Annotated in this window: 18 protein-coding genes; 4 read left to right on the forward strand and 14 right to left on the reverse strand. The window is 36.5% G+C overall.

Annotated elements, in window-relative coordinates:
- Positions 1-84: 84 nt before the first annotated feature.
- Genes ACEPXG_RS10595 through ACEPXG_RS10605 form a run of 3 tightly spaced genes read right to left on the reverse strand, consistent with a single transcriptional unit; the run spans position 85 to position 2,104 of the window.
- Positions 85-495 (reverse strand): Fur family transcriptional regulator, encoded by a 411-nt coding sequence (locus tag ACEPXG_RS10595; RefSeq protein WP_391201902.1) that lies wholly within the window; start codon positions 493-495, stop codon positions 85-87.
- Positions 492-1,340, reverse strand: coding sequence for a metal ABC transporter permease (locus ACEPXG_RS10600; RefSeq protein WP_391201905.1), 849 nt, complete (start codon positions 1,338-1,340; stop codon positions 492-494). Before ACEPXG_RS10600 ends, ACEPXG_RS10595 begins: the two co-directional genes overlap by 4 nt.
- The gene (locus ACEPXG_RS10605) at positions 1,337-2,104 is read right to left on the reverse strand and encodes a metal ABC transporter ATP-binding protein (protein ID WP_391201908.1); all 768 of its coding nucleotides are present in this window, start codon (positions 2,102-2,104) and stop codon (positions 1,337-1,339) included. Before ACEPXG_RS10605 ends, ACEPXG_RS10600 begins: the two co-directional genes overlap by 4 nt.
- 103 nt (positions 2,105-2,207) lie before the next feature.
- Here ACEPXG_RS10605 and ACEPXG_RS10610 point away from each other — a divergent pair, with 103 nt between their 5' ends.
- The gene (locus ACEPXG_RS10610; RefSeq protein ID WP_391116080.1) at positions 2,208-2,474 is read left to right on the forward strand and encodes a hypothetical protein; all 267 of its coding nucleotides are present in this window, start codon (positions 2,208-2,210) and stop codon (positions 2,472-2,474) included.
- A 14-nt stretch (positions 2,475-2,488) separates the two neighbouring features.
- Here ACEPXG_RS10610 and ACEPXG_RS10615 read toward each other — a convergent pair whose 3' ends face one another.
- Both ACEPXG_RS10615 and ACEPXG_RS10620 read right to left on the reverse strand, forming a co-directional pair.
- Positions 2,489-3,376, reverse strand: coding sequence for a deoxyribonuclease IV (locus ACEPXG_RS10615; RefSeq protein WP_391201911.1), 888 nt, complete (start codon positions 3,374-3,376; stop codon positions 2,489-2,491).
- A 12-nt stretch (positions 3,377-3,388) separates the two neighbouring features.
- A complete protein-coding gene (locus tag ACEPXG_RS10620) occupies positions 3,389-4,687 on the reverse strand; it encodes a DEAD/DEAH box helicase (protein ID WP_151700370.1) in 1,299 nt (432 codons plus the stop codon).
- A 102-nt stretch (positions 4,688-4,789) separates the two neighbouring features.
- On the opposite strand from ACEPXG_RS10620, the gene vrrA reads away from it, so the two are divergent.
- Complete coding sequence (gene vrrA, locus ACEPXG_RS10625; protein WP_391201915.1) at positions 4,790-5,464, forward strand: VrrA/YqfQ family protein; 675 nt, start codon at positions 4,790-4,792, stop codon at positions 5,462-5,464.
- Positions 5,465-5,530: 66 nt separating this feature from the next.
- The gene (locus ACEPXG_RS10630; RefSeq protein ID WP_391201918.1) at positions 5,531-6,511 is read left to right on the forward strand and encodes a 4-hydroxy-3-methylbut-2-enyl diphosphate reductase; all 981 of its coding nucleotides are present in this window, start codon (positions 5,531-5,533) and stop codon (positions 6,509-6,511) included.
- Positions 6,512-6,546: 35 nt separating this feature from the next.
- Here ACEPXG_RS10630 and ACEPXG_RS10635 read toward each other — a convergent pair whose 3' ends face one another.
- The 9 genes from ACEPXG_RS10635 to ACEPXG_RS10675 all read right to left on the reverse strand — a co-directional run bounded on the left by ACEPXG_RS10635 (position 6,547) and on the right by ACEPXG_RS10675 (position 15,833).
- Positions 6,547-7,665, reverse strand: coding sequence for a Nif3-like dinuclear metal center hexameric protein (locus ACEPXG_RS10635; protein ID WP_391201921.1), 1,119 nt, complete (start codon positions 7,663-7,665; stop codon positions 6,547-6,549).
- A 3-nt stretch (positions 7,666-7,668) separates the two neighbouring features.
- Positions 7,669-8,361 (reverse strand): tRNA (adenine(22)-N(1))-methyltransferase, encoded by a 693-nt coding sequence (locus ACEPXG_RS10640; protein ID WP_391201924.1) that lies wholly within the window; start codon positions 8,359-8,361, stop codon positions 7,669-7,671.
- A gap of 83 nt (positions 8,362-8,444) precedes the next feature.
- Entirely contained in the window at positions 8,445-8,819 is a 375-nt protein-coding gene (gene cccA / locus ACEPXG_RS10645) for a cytochrome c550 (RefSeq protein ID WP_391201927.1), read from the reverse strand.
- Positions 8,820-8,956: 137 nt separating this feature from the next.
- A complete protein-coding gene (locus ACEPXG_RS10650; protein ID WP_391201930.1) occupies positions 8,957-10,096 on the reverse strand; it encodes an acyl-CoA dehydrogenase family protein in 1,140 nt (379 codons plus the stop codon).
- 115 nt (positions 10,097-10,211) lie between these two features.
- Positions 10,212-10,775, reverse strand: a complete 564-nt coding sequence (locus ACEPXG_RS10655) for a hypothetical protein (protein ID WP_391201933.1) — start codon at positions 10,773-10,775, stop codon at positions 10,212-10,214.
- A 394-nt stretch (positions 10,776-11,169) separates the two neighbouring features.
- Positions 11,170-12,294, reverse strand: a complete 1,125-nt coding sequence (gene rpoD / locus ACEPXG_RS10660) for an RNA polymerase sigma factor RpoD (protein WP_151700378.1) — start codon at positions 12,292-12,294, stop codon at positions 11,170-11,172.
- 25 nt (positions 12,295-12,319) lie between these two features.
- On the reverse strand, positions 12,320-14,152 hold the full coding sequence (gene dnaG, locus ACEPXG_RS10665; protein WP_391201936.1) for a DNA primase: 1,833 nt from the start codon (positions 14,150-14,152) through the stop codon (positions 12,320-12,322).
- Between the two features lie 218 nt (positions 14,153-14,370).
- Positions 14,371-15,183 (reverse strand): pyruvate, water dikinase regulatory protein, encoded by an 813-nt coding sequence (locus tag ACEPXG_RS10670; protein WP_391201938.1) that lies wholly within the window; start codon positions 15,181-15,183, stop codon positions 14,371-14,373.
- Between the two features lie 11 nt (positions 15,184-15,194).
- A complete protein-coding gene (locus ACEPXG_RS10675; protein ID WP_391201941.1) occupies positions 15,195-15,833 on the reverse strand; it encodes a helix-turn-helix transcriptional regulator in 639 nt (212 codons plus the stop codon).
- 831 nt (positions 15,834-16,664) lie between these two features.
- On the opposite strand from ACEPXG_RS10675, the gene ACEPXG_RS10680 reads away from it, so the two are divergent.
- Positions 16,665-18,047 (forward strand): glycine--tRNA ligase, encoded by a 1,383-nt coding sequence (locus ACEPXG_RS10680; RefSeq protein WP_391201944.1) that lies wholly within the window; start codon positions 16,665-16,667, stop codon positions 18,045-18,047.
- The last annotated feature ends 80 nt before the right edge of the window (positions 18,048-18,127 follow it).

The raw sequence follows: 18,127 nt of genomic DNA on the forward strand, positions 1-18,127 counted from the left end.
AGACGATAAGATAACCGCAAAAATAACTTGATTTTAACAAAATATGAAAAAAAACACCGCCAAACATTTATTTGGCGGTGTTTTTTAATGACATTCAGGGCATTTACCGTATATTTCAAACTTATGACTATCAATTTGATACGCTGGAATAGCATTTTGAAGGACTTCCATCGGACAAAAATTAATTTCTTTAATATTGCCACATGACATACATATAAAATGATGATGATGGTGATCCATTTCGCATTGCATGCGGAAATGTTTTTCCCCAGTGAACTCCGTTTCTTCCAAAATACCAAGAGCAACAAAAGTGCTTAAATTACGATAAATGGTATCATAACTCATCCCCGGATGTTCAACCATCATCACATCTAAAATATCTCTGGCAGTTATATATTTCTCTGTTTTTGAAAAAATAGCTAAAATTTGCACTCGTTTATCCGTTTTCTTAAAGCCTTCTTTTTTAAGGATTTCCCAAGCTTTTTCAATATTCATTGTGAGACGGCTCCCTTCATTGACATTTTTTTAAATGTAAGTGTAAGAAGCAAGATTATTATAGACGTTACAACAATTGTTCCACCTGGAGCTAAATTCATATAAAATGCGCTTACTAATCCAATAATCACTGCAAGCTCTCCAAATAGTACGGAAAAAATAATCGCTTGTTTAAAGCCTTTTGCTATTCGCATCGCTGCAGCAACGGGCAATGTCATGAGCGAAGAAACAAGTAATATACCGACAATTCTCATGGAACCTGCAATAACTAACGCGGTAACAATCATAAATAATATATGAATCCACTTTGCAGGTAGACCAGAAGCCTTTGCATATTCCTCGTCAAAAGATAAGACAAACAACTCTTTGTAAAATAATGTTAAAAAAACAATTACAATCAGTGCAATACAACTAACAATCCATAAATCTTGGCGACTTACAGCTGATACAGAACCAAATAGATAGCTAAATAAATCGGAACTAAAACCCTCTGCTAATGAAATGAAAATAGCACTAAAACCTAATCCCGCGGACATTATTATTGGAATCGCTAGCTCTTCATAGTGCTTGTACATTCTACGAAGTCGTTCAATAAAAAGAGAACCGGTAACCGAAGCTACTATTCCTAAATATAATGGATTTAGAAATGCTAATGCTCCTACAGATTGACTCATGTATAGACTACCAGCAATCCCTGCTAACGTAACATGACTTAATGCATCCGCAATTAAAGAAAGTCGACGAACGACGATAAACACGCCAAGTAATGGCGCAATAATACCAATAATTAATCCGGAAATAACGGCATTTTGTAAAAATTGATATTGAATGAATGATTCTATCATGATTGTTCCTCTTTTCGATGTGTCACTTTACGAACGGAGTGCCCATACCACGCTTCTAATTGCTCATCACTCATGGAATCCATCTCATTTTGAAAACCATGAAAATGAATGGATTGATTGAGACAAGCGACATGACTAATGGTTTTCGATACAGCATCCACATCATGTGTTACTAAGACAATTGTAATTTGATGTTCCCGATTTAGATGAGATAACATATGATAAAATGAGCGAACATTATTACTATCCACGCCTACAGTAGGTTCATCCAATATTAAAACTTTCGGATTGCTCACTAATGCTCTAGCGATAAAAACACGTTGTTGCTGACCACCAGATAGCTCGCCAATATTTTTTTTTGAAAACTTTTCCATTCCTACAGAAGTTAGCGCTTCACTCACTTTTGTGTCCACATTTTTAGGATACGAATGGAATAAGCCAACTTTCTTTACTAAACCACTTTTCACTACTTCTTCTACAGTTGCAGGAAAACCAGTATTAAATGCATTGGACTTTTGAGAGACATAGCCTATTAACTCTTTCTCTTTAAACAAAGGAACAGGTTTACTAAATAGCAATACCTCACCCTTAGTAGGCTTTAATAAGCCAAGAATTATTTTTAAAAGAGTAGATTTTCCAGATCCATTAGGACCAATAATCGCTAAAAAATCTCCTTCTTCTATCTTTAAAGAAATATCTTTTAATGCCTCTGTTTGTTCATATTGATAATAAACATGTTGTAATTGAATTAAGGGTTTACCCATCTATATTCCTCTATTCTAATCAATAATCATTACGATTTACAAAGTTAAAGTATAGAGGAAAATAGTGAAAGTGTAAATAAATTTATCTTGAGAGGATGATAGATTGGATATTTCGAGGTTTATTCATGAACTACAAACAAGTTCTATAAAAGATTTCAAAAAATTAGTTAAGGAGTTAGATATAAAATTATCCGATAAAGAAATAAAAGAGGTATATCCACTTCTCCAAGAAATCTCTTTAACTTGGCTATTATTAGGTGTTCCAATGAACATTCAACAAAAACTGATTAGCATTTTAGGAGAACAAAGAGCAGTTAACTTATTTCAACAATTCAAAGAAAAAGTACCCTCAATTTTACGAGAAAAATGAGGGTACAATAATTATTAAACTCTTAAAGAATCGATTGCTTCGGGATTGAATGTTTTGGAACGAAGCATTTCAATCTCCACTTTATATGGTGCTTGCTTATCTTTAGCATCCACTCCAACAAATGGCGTTTCTAAGATTTTCGGAATATGCATTAATTGAGGATGGTGCACGATATATTGTAGTGCATCAAACCCAATTTCACCAAAACCAATATTTTCATGTCGGTCTTTTGCTGCACCACGAACATTTTTACTATCATTTATATGAAGCACTTTGAGTCGATCGAGACCGATCACCTTATCAAATTCATTTAAGACACCATCGAAATCATTTACGATATCATAGCCCGCATCATGAATATGACAAGTATCTAAACAAATGGAGAGCCGATGATTATTTTGGACCCCATTAATAATTTGAGCTAACTCTTCGAAAGTTCTTCCGCACTCGGAACCTTTTCCAGCCATTGTCTCAAGTGCAATTTGTACTGGTAAGTCCTGCTCCAATACTTCATTAAGCCCTTCCACAATTCTAGCAATTCCAGCATCTGCACCAGCACCAACATGAGCGCCTGGATGCAGAACGATTTGTGTTGCTCCAATTGCCGCAGTTCGTTCCACTTCTTTTTGTAGAAACTCTACACCTAAAGCAAAAGTCTCTGGTTTTGTTGTATTTCCTAAATTGATAATATACGGGGCATGTACAACTATATGAGACATGCCATTTTCTTTCATATGCTGTAAGCCTGCTTCAATATTCAACTCATCAATTGGTTTTCGACGTGTATTTTGAGGTGCACCAGTATAAATCATAAATGTATTGGCACCATATGAAGCTGCTTCTTTGCTGGAAGCAAGAAGCATTTCTTTTCCGCTCATGGAAACATGTGATCCTAAAAGCATTGAAAAGCCTCCTTATTTTTGACGATTTTTTATACGACGTTCTTTCTTCTTAATTTTATCCATTTCCCATTTCATATTGCGTTTATAACCCGGTTTTACTTTTTTAGGTTTGCGAACCATTGCTTTTGCTTTAGCATCAATTTCATTTTCGTTTTTCGTACGATTTTTACGAGCATGTCTCTCTTTTAACTCTGACCATTCACCATTATTTACATCACGATGGTTAAATTCAATTCCCATTTTCTCTAGACGAATTAAAGCATCTTCATCAGAAGGTTCAAATAATGTAATAGCAGATCCCGTTAATCCTGCACGAGCTGTTCTTCCGACTCTATGAACGAAAAACTCTAGATCATCTGGAATTTCATAGTTTATTACATGGCTTACCCCGGGAATATCAATTCCACGTGCCGCAAGATCTGTTGCAACAATATATTGAAATTCTAATTCATGAACTTGTTTCATCACACGTTTACGGTCACGAGGCGATATGTCCCCATGAACAACCCCTACTTTTAAACCGTTACCTAGCAGGTAATTGGACACTTCGTCCGCATGCTGTTTAGTATTCGTAAAAATGATTGCCAAATATGGGTTAATTCCTTCGATTACTTCTAACAACCGCTTTTTACGTGATTTACTTCGAACAGGAACTACAGTAAATTCGATTCCATCCGCTACTGGACGCTTTTCTCCTATCTTAATATGAGCTGGTGAATCCATATATTTCTTTAAAAATGGTTGAAGCTTTTCCGGAATAGTTGCTGAAAATACATACATTTCTAATTGCTCTGGCATACGCGATGCAAATTGGTCGATTTCATTAATAAAACCTAAGTCGAATGCTAAATCCGCTTCATCCACTACTAGTATATTTGCAGTATGCACAAGCAAGGCCTGTTCAACCGTTAAGTCACGAAGTCGTCCTGGTGTACCTACGACAATTTGTGGTTGTGTTTTCAACTTATCGATGGCGCGGGCTTTATCCGTACCACCAATAAACAACTTCGTTTGAATTTCTGTGCCTTCTACTAACTTGTTCAACTCTTTATAAATTTGAGTTGCAAGCTCTCTTGTTGGTGATGTAATAATTGCTTGTACTTCTTGTTTACTAGCATCTATTTTTTCAACAATTGGGATCAAAAAACTATGTGTTTTTCCTGTTCCAGTATGCGCTTGGCCAATCGCACTTCTTCCCTTTAAAACAAGCGGAATTATTTCTTTTTGAATCGGCGTTGGTTCTTGAAAACCTAATTTATCAATTGCATTTTGTAAAAAAGGCTGAAAATTATAATCTGTATATTTGGACATTTGAGTCCCTCCCTCACATTTCTTTATTGTACCACGATTGTGCACAAAACGTATAATTTGCATAGAATAGAAGGACTCACTTTGATGAAAGGAGATGATATAATGCGCTATGAGTCTTTTTATCCGTTTTCGCAATCTAGGGCGAATGACTTCTTTAATTTTAATAGTCCTCCTCCTGTAAATACTCCCCAGCCTCCACAAAGTATGTTCGGAATACCAAATAATACACATGGTTCACAACCAAGCAACTTCTTAGGACGTCTTTTTGGAGGTTTTCAACAAGGAGGTCCAGGAGGGCAGGCCGGTGGGACTGGTGGATTCGGTGGTCTAGAAGGGCATGGAGGGGCTGGAGGGTTCGGTGGTCATGCAGGGAATGCAGGGAGTGCAGGGGCTGGCGGGTTCGGTGGTCATGTAGGAAATGCAGCGGCTGGAATTTTCGGTGGTCCTGGAACTCAGTCTGGTCTTCAACAAGCGGCTGGTGCTGCTACAGGTAAAGCATCATCCTATTTACAAACTGCTGACAAGTTTTTAAATACTGCCCAACAAATCACACCAATGGTAAGGCAATATGCACCAATGCTCCAAAACATGCCAGCCCTATGGAAGCTCTATAAGGGCTTTCAATCCGTACCAAGTGCAACGGCTGCTGCCGCTGTGGCCACCACTGCAACCGCTGCTACAAGTGCCGCTGCAAGTGTCCCAGCTGTTGCCCGAACAACTTCATCCGTCGTTTCAACTGGGGCTTCCTTACCACGAATATTTCAGCCACCAATTTAAAGTTTTGAATTCATTCAGTAGCTCCGTTATAATATGAGTATGCTCGTATTGAAGGGAGTTCTCACAATGATTGTACAAAAAATTTCGCCAAGAGGATATTGTTATGGGGTTGTGGATGCAATGGTCATTGCACGTAACGCAGCTTTAGATACATCTCTTCCCCGGCCAATATATATTTTAGGAATGATTGTCCACAACAAACATGTAACGGATGCATTTGAAAAAGACGGTATTATTACACTTGATGGTGAAAATCGTTTAGATATTCTTTCTAAAGTCGATCAAGGAACAGTAATTTTCACTGCACATGGTGTGTCTCCCGAAGTGAAGGAACTTGCTCGTAAAAGAGGGTTAGTTTCGATAGATGCAACATGCCCGGACGTGACTGTGACACATGACTTAATTAAAGAAAAAACTGCCGAAGGGTATGACATTATTTACATTGGGAAAAAAGGTCATCCTGAGCCAGAAGGTGCGATGGGCGTTGCACCAGATAAAGTGCATCTAGTGCAAACAATAGCGGATATTGATAACTTAACGATTGAAACGGATAAACTTCTTGTAACAAATCAAACTACAATGTCACAATGGGATGTTGTGGATATGATGAAAAAGTTGGAAGAAAAATTCCCACATATAGAAGTTCACAAAGAAATATGCCTTGCTACGCAAGTAAGACAAGAAGCGGTTGCAGAACAAGCCGGCGAAGCCGATCTATTGATAGTTGTAGGAGATCCGATGAGTAATAACTCGAATAGATTGACGCAAGTTTCGGAGGAAATTGCAGGTACCTCTTCTTATCGTATCGGAGACATTTCAGAGCTTAAGCTTGAATGGTTAGAAAACATTAATCATATAGCAGTTACAGCAGGAGCATCTACACCTACTCCTATTGTGAAAGAAGTTATCCAATTTTTAGAAAAATATGATCCAAATGATCCTACTACACATGATACAACGAAAAAAGTAATACCAGAAAAAATATTACCAAAAATTAAAATACCAAAACCAGTAGATAGAATAGAGCCGTACCCAATTAATATCTAAGTAAAAGAAGCTGCTTCCGAGGAAGCAGCTTCTTTCTATATGAATTGAAATGGTTCTGTGGAAAGTTTAGACGGGATAAATGTACAAGCAAGTTTCTTTTCAATACAAGCCGCGTTCATATAATCTGTAACGCCATCTTTCATAATTTGTTCCATATGATGACCAGGATCAATCACTGCCAGATCCATTGCTTCGGCATCTTGTGCCACATGAAAGTACATGTCCCCTGTAATAAACACATCTGCCCCTGCTCTTTTTGCTGTTTGAATGTATTTATTTCCATCCCCTCCAAGTACTGCAACCTTTTGAACAAGTTTATCCAACTCTCCAACTACACGCACAAATGGGACGTGCAACTGCTTTTTCACTGTTTGTGCATATTCGGATAATCTTACCGGAGTTGGAAGCGTCCCTATCCTTCCAAGCCCTTTTTCGTTTATTTCTGTTTCTAGTATAAATAAATCATATGCAGGCTCTTCATACGGATGTACCGTAAGCAAAGCTCTTAGAATACGATTTTTAATAGAAGCAGGGAATACTACTTCCACTTTATCTTCTGCTACAATGGCAAGCTCATTCGCTTTACCGATATAAGGATCAGCACTCAAAGAAGGTTTAAATCGTCCTTCCCCATCTGAAGTGAAGCTGCAATTACCATAATCGCCAATTTGACCTGCTCCCACATTTCCCAAAGCAATTCTAACTTGTTCCGTCGATTCTTTTGGAGTGAACACTGCTAGTTTCATTAACTTTTCAGCAGTTGTTTGCTCTAATATTTTCACATTTTCAAGTTGCAATGCGTTTGCTAATAAGTCATTTACTCCACCAGTCGCAATATCGAGATTCGTATGCGCTGCATATACCGCAATATCATGCTTGATTAATTGCTCGATTAAGCTTCCTTGTGGTAAATCCGTTCGCATATGTTTCATTCCACGAAATATGGGAGGATGATGCGCAATGATTAACTCGCATTGTTGCTCTATCGCTTCCTTTACTACTTTTGAATTCACATCGAGTGTAACAAGCACTTTAGAAACTGACTTGTTCAGCGTACCTATTTGTAGTCCGATGGAATCTCCTTCTACAGCAAGTGATTTAGGTGCCCATTGTTCAAATAGGGAGATGATCTGTTGACCATTTGTTTGCTTCATTTTTTACAATGACTCCTTCACTAGAGCGATTTTTCTTTCGAGTTCTTCTTTCTTTTGTTGTACTTCCGTTGATTGCGCTATTTTGTTTAATTGGTCGACGATTCGTTGCCATTCGTTTAGTTCATTCGTCCATTTCTTTTTATAAACAGTTGATTTTTCTTTCATTAAAATAGGACCAACTAATAGTTCTTGCTCTGTTAGCTGCATTTGACCTTTTTTAAGGGCGACAATTTCGTAAATTTTATCATTTTCTTCTAATATGGTTTCGTTCACGATTTTCCAATTTTCTTTTATTGCCCATTCGCGAATTGCTTTTGCATAAATATTTGGCTGCAATATTAAGTTTTCCACAGATGTAAGTTTATCTTTTCCAGCTTCTAAAATGGAAGCTATAAGTGGACCACCCATTCCAGCAATCGTAATCGTTTGTACATTATCTGCTTCTTGTATAACTTCTAAGCCATTTCCAAAACGTACATCTATTTGTTTTTCGAACCCTTCACTTTTCACATGTTTTTGGGCAGATTCAAAAGGTCCTTTTACCACTTCTCCAGCAATTGCTTTAGTTATTTTCCCTGTGTGAACTAAATAACATGGTAAATAAGCATGATCACTTCCAATATCCGCGAGTATCGTATTTTCTTCTACAAAAGAAGCTACCCTTTTTAAACGTTCTGACAATTTTTTTGCATTCAATATAAACACCTCATCATCCATTATAGCAAAAATAAAAAAAGACCTCGATTCTTTTATAAGAATCGAAGGTCTTTTTATAATTATTATTTTTCACCTAAAGATTTAACCCATGCAGCCATAGCATCGATGTTTTCAGCAGGAACTAATCCAGCTGGCATTCCACCTCTACCATTAGTTAATACACCTTTAATATCATCTTCAGATAATTTAGTTGCAACTAGCGAAGGTGCATTACCTTGTCCTTCAAAATTACCACCGTGACACATGATACATTTCCCTTGTGCAAATGTAGCAGGATCGAATTCATCCGTAGTGGCAACTTCCTCACCATTTTCAGCCGCTTCTTTATCAGCTGCTATTTCTCCTTTGTTATTCACACCTTCAATAGATAAGAAGAAAATTAGACCGATACCAAATGCCATAATTAAGATAAATGGAATTATTGGATTCTTTTTCATAGATAACCCTCCCTTTTGATACATCATTCATTCTAACATAGAATTAGTCAACACTAATATTGTACTGCATTCTAGTGAAAACGAAAAGTCCTAAAGAAAGGTTTTCTTACATTGTGACAATTTAGACATAAATTCGCTTAACATCCAATATGTCTTGCAATAACCATCCGTTGTACTTCGGAAGTGCCTTCACCTATTTCTAAAAGCTTTGCATCCCTCATAAAACGTTCTACTTCATATTCTTTCATATAACCGTAACCACCATGAATTTGAACCGCTTGGTCCGCAACTTCCATGGCAATTTCCGATGCATATAATTTACACATTGAAGCCTCTTTACCGAATGCACGTCCTTGATCCTTCAACCAAGCAGCTTTATGCACCATGTTTCGAGCTAATTCGATTTTCATTGCCATATCAGCTAATTTAAATTGAGTTATTTGAAACTCGGATAGAGATTTACCAAACTGTTTTCTCTCTTTCGAATAACGTAGTGCACGGTCAAAAGCAGCTTGCGCTATACCAACTGCCATCGCACCAATACCAATTCGGCCTCCATCAAGGGTTACTAAGAATTGTTTAAAACCATTTCCTCGCTTACCAAGTAAGTTTTCCTGAGAAACTCGAACGTTTTCAAGTACTAATTCAGTGGTGTTTGAAGCGTTTAATCCCATTTTCTCGTAATTATCAATTACTGTAAAACCTTCTGCATCAGTTGGTACAATAATCGCAGAGATCTGTTTCTGTCCATCTTTCACATCTGTGATTGCAGTTAACGCCAAATGTTTTGCATAGCTGGCATTTGTTATAAATGCTTTATTTCCATTTATTAAAAAGTCATCGCCATCTTCTTTTGCAGTAGTTTGTGTTCCTCCTGCATCGGATCCTGCGTTAGGTTCTGTTAGTCCAAATGCTCCAAACGATTCACCAGTACATATTGGAACTAAATATTTTTGTTTTTGCTCTTCTGTTCCAAATAAATTAAGTGGTGCTCCACCAAGTGAAATATGCGCAGAGTAAGTAATACCAGTCGATGCACATGCACGACTTAACTCCTCCGTCACAATTGCGAAACTGATAGTGTCAGCTCCTGCTCCACCATATTCCTCTGCAAACAGTAAGCCCATCATCCCCATGTCAGCTAACTGTTTGAAGATTTCTTTTGGAAACGCTTTTGTTTTGTCGCGCTCAATTGCACCAGGAGCTACAACCTCATCCGCAAATTCACGAATCATTTTACGAATCATTTGCTGTTCTTGTGTTAAATCAAAATTCATTTCTTCCATCCCCTTTATTAAAAAAACGCTTACATTCTTATTATACTAAAAAGTAAGTAAAATCACAGTTATAAATATAACATATGGCATTAATAATAATGGAAGAATAATAGCTCTATAGATAAAAATAAAACAAATAAAATACGGTAAACGTAATACCAACGATGCCAGAAATACTAAAATAAACTAACTTTTGGAGTAAACCAGAAATTAGCCAAATAGAACAGTTTCCTATGATTAAGCAAATTAATACCGATGGATAATTCATAAAATAAACTTCCCAAACTTTAAAAGAAACTGCTAACAATAAAAGAGCTGAACACACCATTAATAAAGGTGCGAAAATTGATTTATTTTTTACTAATTTAATAGCTATGTATAAAAATACGATAATTGTTATTCCTGAAACTATAATTGGAAGGAATACAATAGTAGTCATAAATAGGAGTGATGCCAACAAAATGGATGTAATTACTCCAAGTATCGTAAATAAGATGGTATTGCTTTTTCTATCTTTCGCTAAAAGCGCTTTTGATGAATTTTCTTTCTCTTCCATTCCTGTATTTTCACCTTGTGCGTATAAGGCTATTAGGAAATCACAGTAGTGTTCGGGTAGCAGCTTGTTTTTCTTCCAAAAAGCTATTTCATTTAGTATTATTTGCTTACGCTGAAGTGACATTACTCATCCTCATTTCATGTTGCAATTGTCAATAGTATAACATTTTGTAGTAATAGAAAAAAGACATCCTTCCATCAAGGATGTCTCAGGTTGAAAACAAAAGGTTTCGTGAATATAAAAACATTGAAAAAGGCAACACTCCTGCTGGAATACCGTTAGTCCAAGACCCCTTAGATAAGTGAGGAGGCAAATGCAATACCCACGGAGAGAGAGCCATATCAACGATTTTCTTATTTATTGGACCTAAAGCTCAAGCAATGGAGGAGGCTACTCGGAAAGCGAGTGTCTTTGTCCAGACTCGTTTTATCTTACTTTCAAAAAAAGACTGTAGGAAAACTCAATTTTAGAGTTTTCCTACAGCCTGAGAAATCCTTCATATAAGGATGACTTATCATTATTCTAAGAAGTCTTTTAAACGTTTGCTTCTAGAAGGATGGCGAAGTTTTCGAAGTGCCTTCGCTTCGATTTGACGAATACGTTCACGGGTTACGCCGAACACTTTCCCGACTTCTTCCAATGTTCTTGTACGCCCATCATCTAAACCAAAACGTAAACGTAATACATTTTCTTCACGGTCTGTTAAGGTATCCAAAACGTCTTCTAATTGCTCTTTTAAAAGTTCATAAGCAGCATGGTCGGATGGAGATTGTGCATCTGCATCTTCGATAAAATCACCTAAATGCGAATCATCCTCTTCTCCGATTGGTGTTTCCAAAGAAACTGGCTCTTGTGCAATTTTTAAAATCTCACGAACCTTTTCCTGCGGCAAGTCCATCTCTTCTCCTATTTCCTCAGGAGATGGTTCTCGGCCTAAATCTTGAAGCAATTGACGTTGAACTCTTATTAACTTATTGATTGTTTCGACCATATGCACCGGAATACGGATTGTTCTCGCTTGATCCGCTATCGCACGCGTAATCGCTTGTCTAATCCACCAAGTCGCGTACGTACTGAATTTGAACCCTTTACGATGGTCAAACTTTTCAACAGCTTTAATAAGCCCCATATTTCCTTCTTGAATTAAATCTAAAAACAACATACCGCGTCCTACATAACGCTTCGCAATACTCACTACTAATCGAAGGTTTGCTTCCGCTAGACGTTTTCTAGCTTCTTCATCTCCTTTTTCAATTCGTTCAGCTAGTGCGATTTCTTCCGATGCTTTTAATAAGTCAACCCGACCAATTTCTTTTAAGTACATACGAACTGGATCGTTTATTTTAACACCTGGTGGTACACTTAAATCATTTAAATCAAAAGTTTCTTCTTTCCCTTTCATTAAACGATCTAAATCCTCTTCATCCCCATCTTTTCGGCTCAGTTCAATTTCTTTACCTTCCAAATGATCAATGAACTCTTCTATCTGATCAGACTCTAACTCAAAATGAGCAAGTTTTTCGGCTATATCATGGTAAGTTAACTCACCATTTTTTTTCCCTAGTTCAATCAATTGTTTTTTTGCTTCTTCTAATGATACTTCGATTTCAGTTTCTTTTGTACGTTCGGACTTGTCCGCCATAAGAATTCCTCCTTTTGATACCGGATTATTTCTCAAAAGTTGCTAAAGATTTTTTTAACTGTATCGCCTCTTGAGCAAGCTGTAGAGCCTTTACCATATCAGTCATTTTCTCCGCTTCTTTTGCTTCGTGTAATTTTTGTTCAATTTGCTGTTCTACCCGGTATTTTCTAATATGGCGCAAACAGTCCATGACTTCCTCTGTTTCATGATCTGGATCACGTTCTGAGAGCGCTGCTTCCATAACTATTTTCTTCAGTTCTATATCATTGATTACTTCTAAGAAGCGTTGGAAATCTCCATCTGGATATTCTTCATAAAAACCCATTAGTCTTACATAAGCAGCTTCATAAGCATCTCTTATAAAAAATTGTTCACCAGAAATATTTCTAGCAATATCAATTACTTGAGGATTGTGGAGCATATGGGAAAGTAAAATCCTTTCTGCTCTTTCATCCGCTGTTAAAGTTCGTTTCTTTTTTTTCAATTCTGTATTTATTTGAAGAGGAGCTATAGATTGGTTTTTCGATTGCTTTGCTTTTTTTCCTTGAAGTTTCCTTAAATGCTGATAGATTGCTTCCTCTGAAACATTCGTTTCCTGCGAAATTTGTCGAATATATAAATCGCGCTCTACGGAAGAGTTTCTTTCACTCAGTATTTCCAATATTTCTTGAATATACTGCAAAGTATCATTTTCATTATTAAAGTTCTTGTCTCTTTTTAAAACAATCATCATAAAAGATAGATAGGAATGCGGTTTTTCAATAATTTTCGTTCGAAATGCCTCTTCACCAAAATTCTTTATATAATCATCTGGATCCATAGCATCTGGAATAATAGCTATCTCCGTTTGAATATTTTGAGCTTGGAGAGACGTTGAGGCTCTTTTAGCCGCTTCCATACCAGCCTTATCCCCGTCATAACAAAGCGTAACATTGGATGTTAATCTGTTTAGTTTTGTTATATGTTGAGACGTCAATGCTGTACCCATTGTTGCAACACCATTAATTATACCCGCTTTTGCTGCCGCTATAACATCCAAAAAGCCTTCAAAAACGACTACATTGCGTTGCTTTCTAATATCAGGTCGAGCTTTATCTAAGTTATAAAGTACTTGGCTTTTTTGAAAAATTGGCGACTCTGGACTATTTAAATATTTTGCCTCATTTTCGGATTTATTTATAATTCTCCCGGAAAATGCAATAACATGACCGCTTTCATCGAAAACAGGAAACATTATTCTCCCTCTAAAACGATCAAAATACTTCAATTCATTTTCTTTTCGGATAATGAGCCCAGTTTTCTCAATTTCTTTTAAATCCATACCTTTTCGCTCTAATAACGTTGTAAGTGCATCCCACTTTTGTAGGGACCAGCCAATTTTGTACTTTTCAATGATTTCTTTTGAAAACCCTCTTTCCTCTAAGTAATTTAATGCATTTTCCCCTTCTTCTGTATGAAGCAGTAAGTGATGAAAGTATTCACTTGCAAATTCATGTGCTTTTTTCATAATGACTACTTCTTTAGAGATGGGTGTTATTACTTCTGAACTATTTGAGGAACTTTCTTCTATCGTTAATCCTATACGATTTCCAAGTTTACTTACCGCATCGTGGAATGAAAGATTTTCGATATCCATTAAAAAGGTAATAACATTTCCTCCAGCACCACAACCAAAACAATGGAAAATTTGTTTTTCTTGCGTTACTGAAAAAGATGGTGTTTGTTCCCCATGGAAAGGGCATAAACCAAAATAATTTCTCCCTCTTTTCGTAAGTTGAACATATTCGCTAACTAAATCGACGATATCATTGTTATTTCTAACTTGTTCGATAAGTTCTTCTTCTATACGATTCGTCATTATTTCACCATCTTTACTTGCTATTTGATTTAATTCGAGAGAATTAATAAAATTCCTGCAAGAATCGACAAAATAATTCATAAAAAAAGTTTCATAGATAAAATATTCTTTTTTCCACAAATAATAATTATAAATCATTTCATTTTATTAATCTATTACTTTATTCGATAGACAATACAAAAAAACCTTTTCACAATTGTGAATCGGCTCTTTTTCTTTTAATTATTTTTAAAGATATGATTAATAACTTCATTCGCCGTCTCTTCTACAGCTCTATTTGTCACATCAATTACTCGACAACCGATTCTTTGAACAACTTTATCAAAGTGTTTTATTTCATCATTTATCCGTTCTATCTTAGCATAACTAGCATCATCATTTAAACCAATTGCTATTAATCTTTCTTTTCGAATAAAATTGAGCTTTTCCGGTGTAATAACAAGACCAAAGCATTTTGCTGGATCAATTTGAAAAAGTTCTTCCGGCGGCTCTACTTCTGGAACAAGTGGCACATTTGCAACTTTATATCTTTTGTTCGCTAAATATTGGGATAATGGTGTCTTGGATGTTCTAGAAACGCCAATTAAAACAATATCAGCCTGTAGCAATCCCCTTGGATCTCTCCCATCATCGTACTTTACCGCAAATTCTATGGCTTCTATTTTTTTGAAATAGTCTTCATCCAATTTACGCACTAATCCAGGTTCTTCAAATGGTTTTTCTCCCAAACTGTTCTCCAATAAGTTAAGTACAGGACCGATTAAATCTACGGATTCTAAGTGATATTGTTTACAGCACTCTATCAGTGCATCCCTCATATTTGTTTGAACAAGTGTATACAAAATAATAGCATTTTGTTCTTTCGCAAGTTCCGTAATTTCTTTTATATGATCTAACGAATCAATATGTGTAAATCTTTTCAATTTTGTATTCTGAAGACCAGGTCTAAATTGACTTATTGCCGCTTTTGCCACTAATTCCCCAGTTTCTCCAATCGAATCTGAGACGATAAATAGGTTAAGCATTTTCATAGTTTTCCCCCTCACAAATCGTGGTCATCGGCTAATGATAGGAAAGCACGTGTTATATTCGTTTTCGTTATTCTTCCAACTACCTCTAAACCATCTTTTCGTATCTTTACTACAGGTAATGAATCAATTTGTCGACTCATTAATTTATTTGCGACATCTATAATCGTATCTTCTTTCAAACAGTACGTGATATTTGGCATTCTAGTCATAATCATATGTACTGGAATTTTATTTAAATCTTGATTTCCAATACTCGTTCGTAGAAAATCTTTTCTCGAAAGCACTCCAGATAACAATGATGTTTTATCAACTACAAATAATGATCCTACATCTTCTAAAAACATGTGGCATATAGCATCATAAACAGTCATGCTTTCCTCTACAACAACTGGTATAGACTGAAAGTTTTTTACACGCATTTGAGCAATATTATCTGAAATAGATTGACTTGTTTTCTTTCCGGAATAAAAATAACCAACTCGCGGACGAGCATCTAGAAATCCAGCCATTGTTAAAATTGCAAGATCGGGTCTTAACGTAGACCGCGTTAAATGTAGTCGTTCTGCAATTTGTTCTCCTGTAATGGGGCCGTTTCCTTTTACAATGTCCAAAATCTCGTTTTGCCGTTTGTTGAGTTCGATCGGACTCACCGCCTCAAAGTGTTATACTTAATACTCAATTATTGTAGCACATAATAATACCACTATCAAAATAAGAAAAGTGCAAGCGTCCTTTTACGAGCAACTTGTCATTACTATTTCTGGATTGCTTTGGACGAAACATCGGCTACACTATTACGGAGGAATTTCGTGGCGTGAAGTGACTACTAAAAGATTTTAACGCGGCGGTAAATTTATTTGAGACGAGCTTGCGAAGGAGCAACTATTTAGAAGCAAATTTATTGAATGACACTTTTTCAGACCTTAGTACTAATTGCAAATGCTTTTAGGAATCAAGAGTCGCTTAACCATGTGTATTTATTTACACTTTATGGCACTTCGAGACCAATTACGTTACACCCAAGACCAGTTTAACCTGAATCGAGACCAATTACGTTACACCCGAGACCAATTCATCCGAAAGCGAGACTAATTAGAGTTCACTGAAAGACTTTAAACGAGTAGCCGCAGTAGCACTTCTTTTTCTGCGACGAGCTTGCGCAGGAAGGCAATTTTTAAAATATTTAACTTCAAGCGCTGTCGACCTAATATTGCTAAGTAAACAGGCTCATGTTACAATAGCAACAAATAATAAAGCGTTGAAGAGGATTATAAGTACTGTAAAATAAGCGAGTGGTGATAGTGAAAGTCCACGATACAGGAAACGGCAACTCTGAGCTTATGCTTTTAAAGAGGATTGTGTTGAACAATCAATCGGGGTGGAACCGCGGGTATATAACTCGTCCCCGGGCTAAATTTGCCCGGAGATGAGTTTTTTTTATTGCTCATCTTTAAAAGCATACAAAAAATGGAGGTCTACGTATGACAATTTCAATGGAAAAAGTAGTTAGTTTGGCAAAACAAAGAGGATTTGTCTTCCCAGGTTCTGAAATTTATGGTGGTCTGGCAAACACTTGGGATTACGGTCCCCTTGGTGTAGAGCTAAAAAACAATGTTAAAAAAGCTTGGTGGAAAAAGTTTGTGCAAGAATCTCCTTATAATGTCGGTTTGGACGCTGCAATATTAATGAATCCAAAAACTTGGGTTGCTTCTGGTCATATCGGAAACTTTAACGATCCTATGATTGACTGCAAAAAGTGTAAATCTCGTCATCGCGTCGATAAAATTATCGAAGATGCACTTGATAAAAAAGGAATTGAAATGGTTATTGATGGTCTTTCATTCGAAAAAATGGAAGAGATTATGAAAGAACACGATGTTATATGTCCATCATGTGGCGCTTTTGATTACACAGAAATTCGCCAGTTCAACCTTATGTTTAAAACATTCCAAGGCGTGACCGAAGCATCTACTAATGAAATCTTTTTGCGTCCTGAAACGGCACAAGGAATATTTGTAAACTACAAAAATGTGCAGCGTTCGATGCGCAAAAAAATGCCTTTCGGAATTGCGCAAGTAGGAAAAAGTTTCCGTAACGAAATTACTCCTGGTAACTTCACATTCCGTACAAGAGAATTCGAACAAATGGAATTAGAATTTTTCTGTAAGCCAGGTGAGGATATGGAATGGTTTGAATTCTGGCGTAACTATTGTAAAGAATGGTTATTAAACCTAGGGGTAGCCGAAGATAGTATTCGTTTACGCGATCATTCTGAAGATGAACTTTCTCATTACTCTAATGCAACAACAGATATCGAATACAAATTCCCATTTGGTTGGGGAGAGCTTTGGGGAATTGCTGATAGAACAGACTTTGACTTGAAACAACATATGGAGCATTCAGGAGAAGACTTTAACTATATCGATCCAATTACGAATGAACGATATGTGCCTTATTGCATCGAGCCATCTTTAGGAGCTGACCGTGTAACCCTTGCATTCCTTTGTGAAGCTTATGATGAAGAGCAATTAGAAGGTGACGATACTCGTACAGTGCTACGTTTCCACCCTGCTTTGGCTCCTGTTAAGGCAGCAATTTTACCTTTATCGAAAAAGTTATCAGAAGGTGCTTCCTCGTTGTTCTCAGAACTAAGCAAACACTTCATGGTAGACTATGATGAATCTCAATCAATTGGTAAACGTTATCGTCGTCAAGATGAAATTGGTACTCCATTCTGTATCACATACGATTTCGATTCAGAAACGGATAATCAAGTAACAGTTCGTCACCGTGATTCTATGGAACAAACAAGAATGCCAATTGCTGATGTTAAAGCATATATCGAAAGTCAATTACAATTTTAGGTTAATTAATCCTGATCAGACAAAAGTCTGATCAGGATTTTTGTTTGAATTTGGAGAAACTTAGACAAATGACACCCTGT

Origin of the sequence: Psychrobacillus sp. L4 (genome assembly GCF_042944905.1) — a bacterium.
Taxonomy (GTDB): Bacteria; Bacillota; Bacilli; order Bacillales_A; family Planococcaceae; genus Psychrobacillus.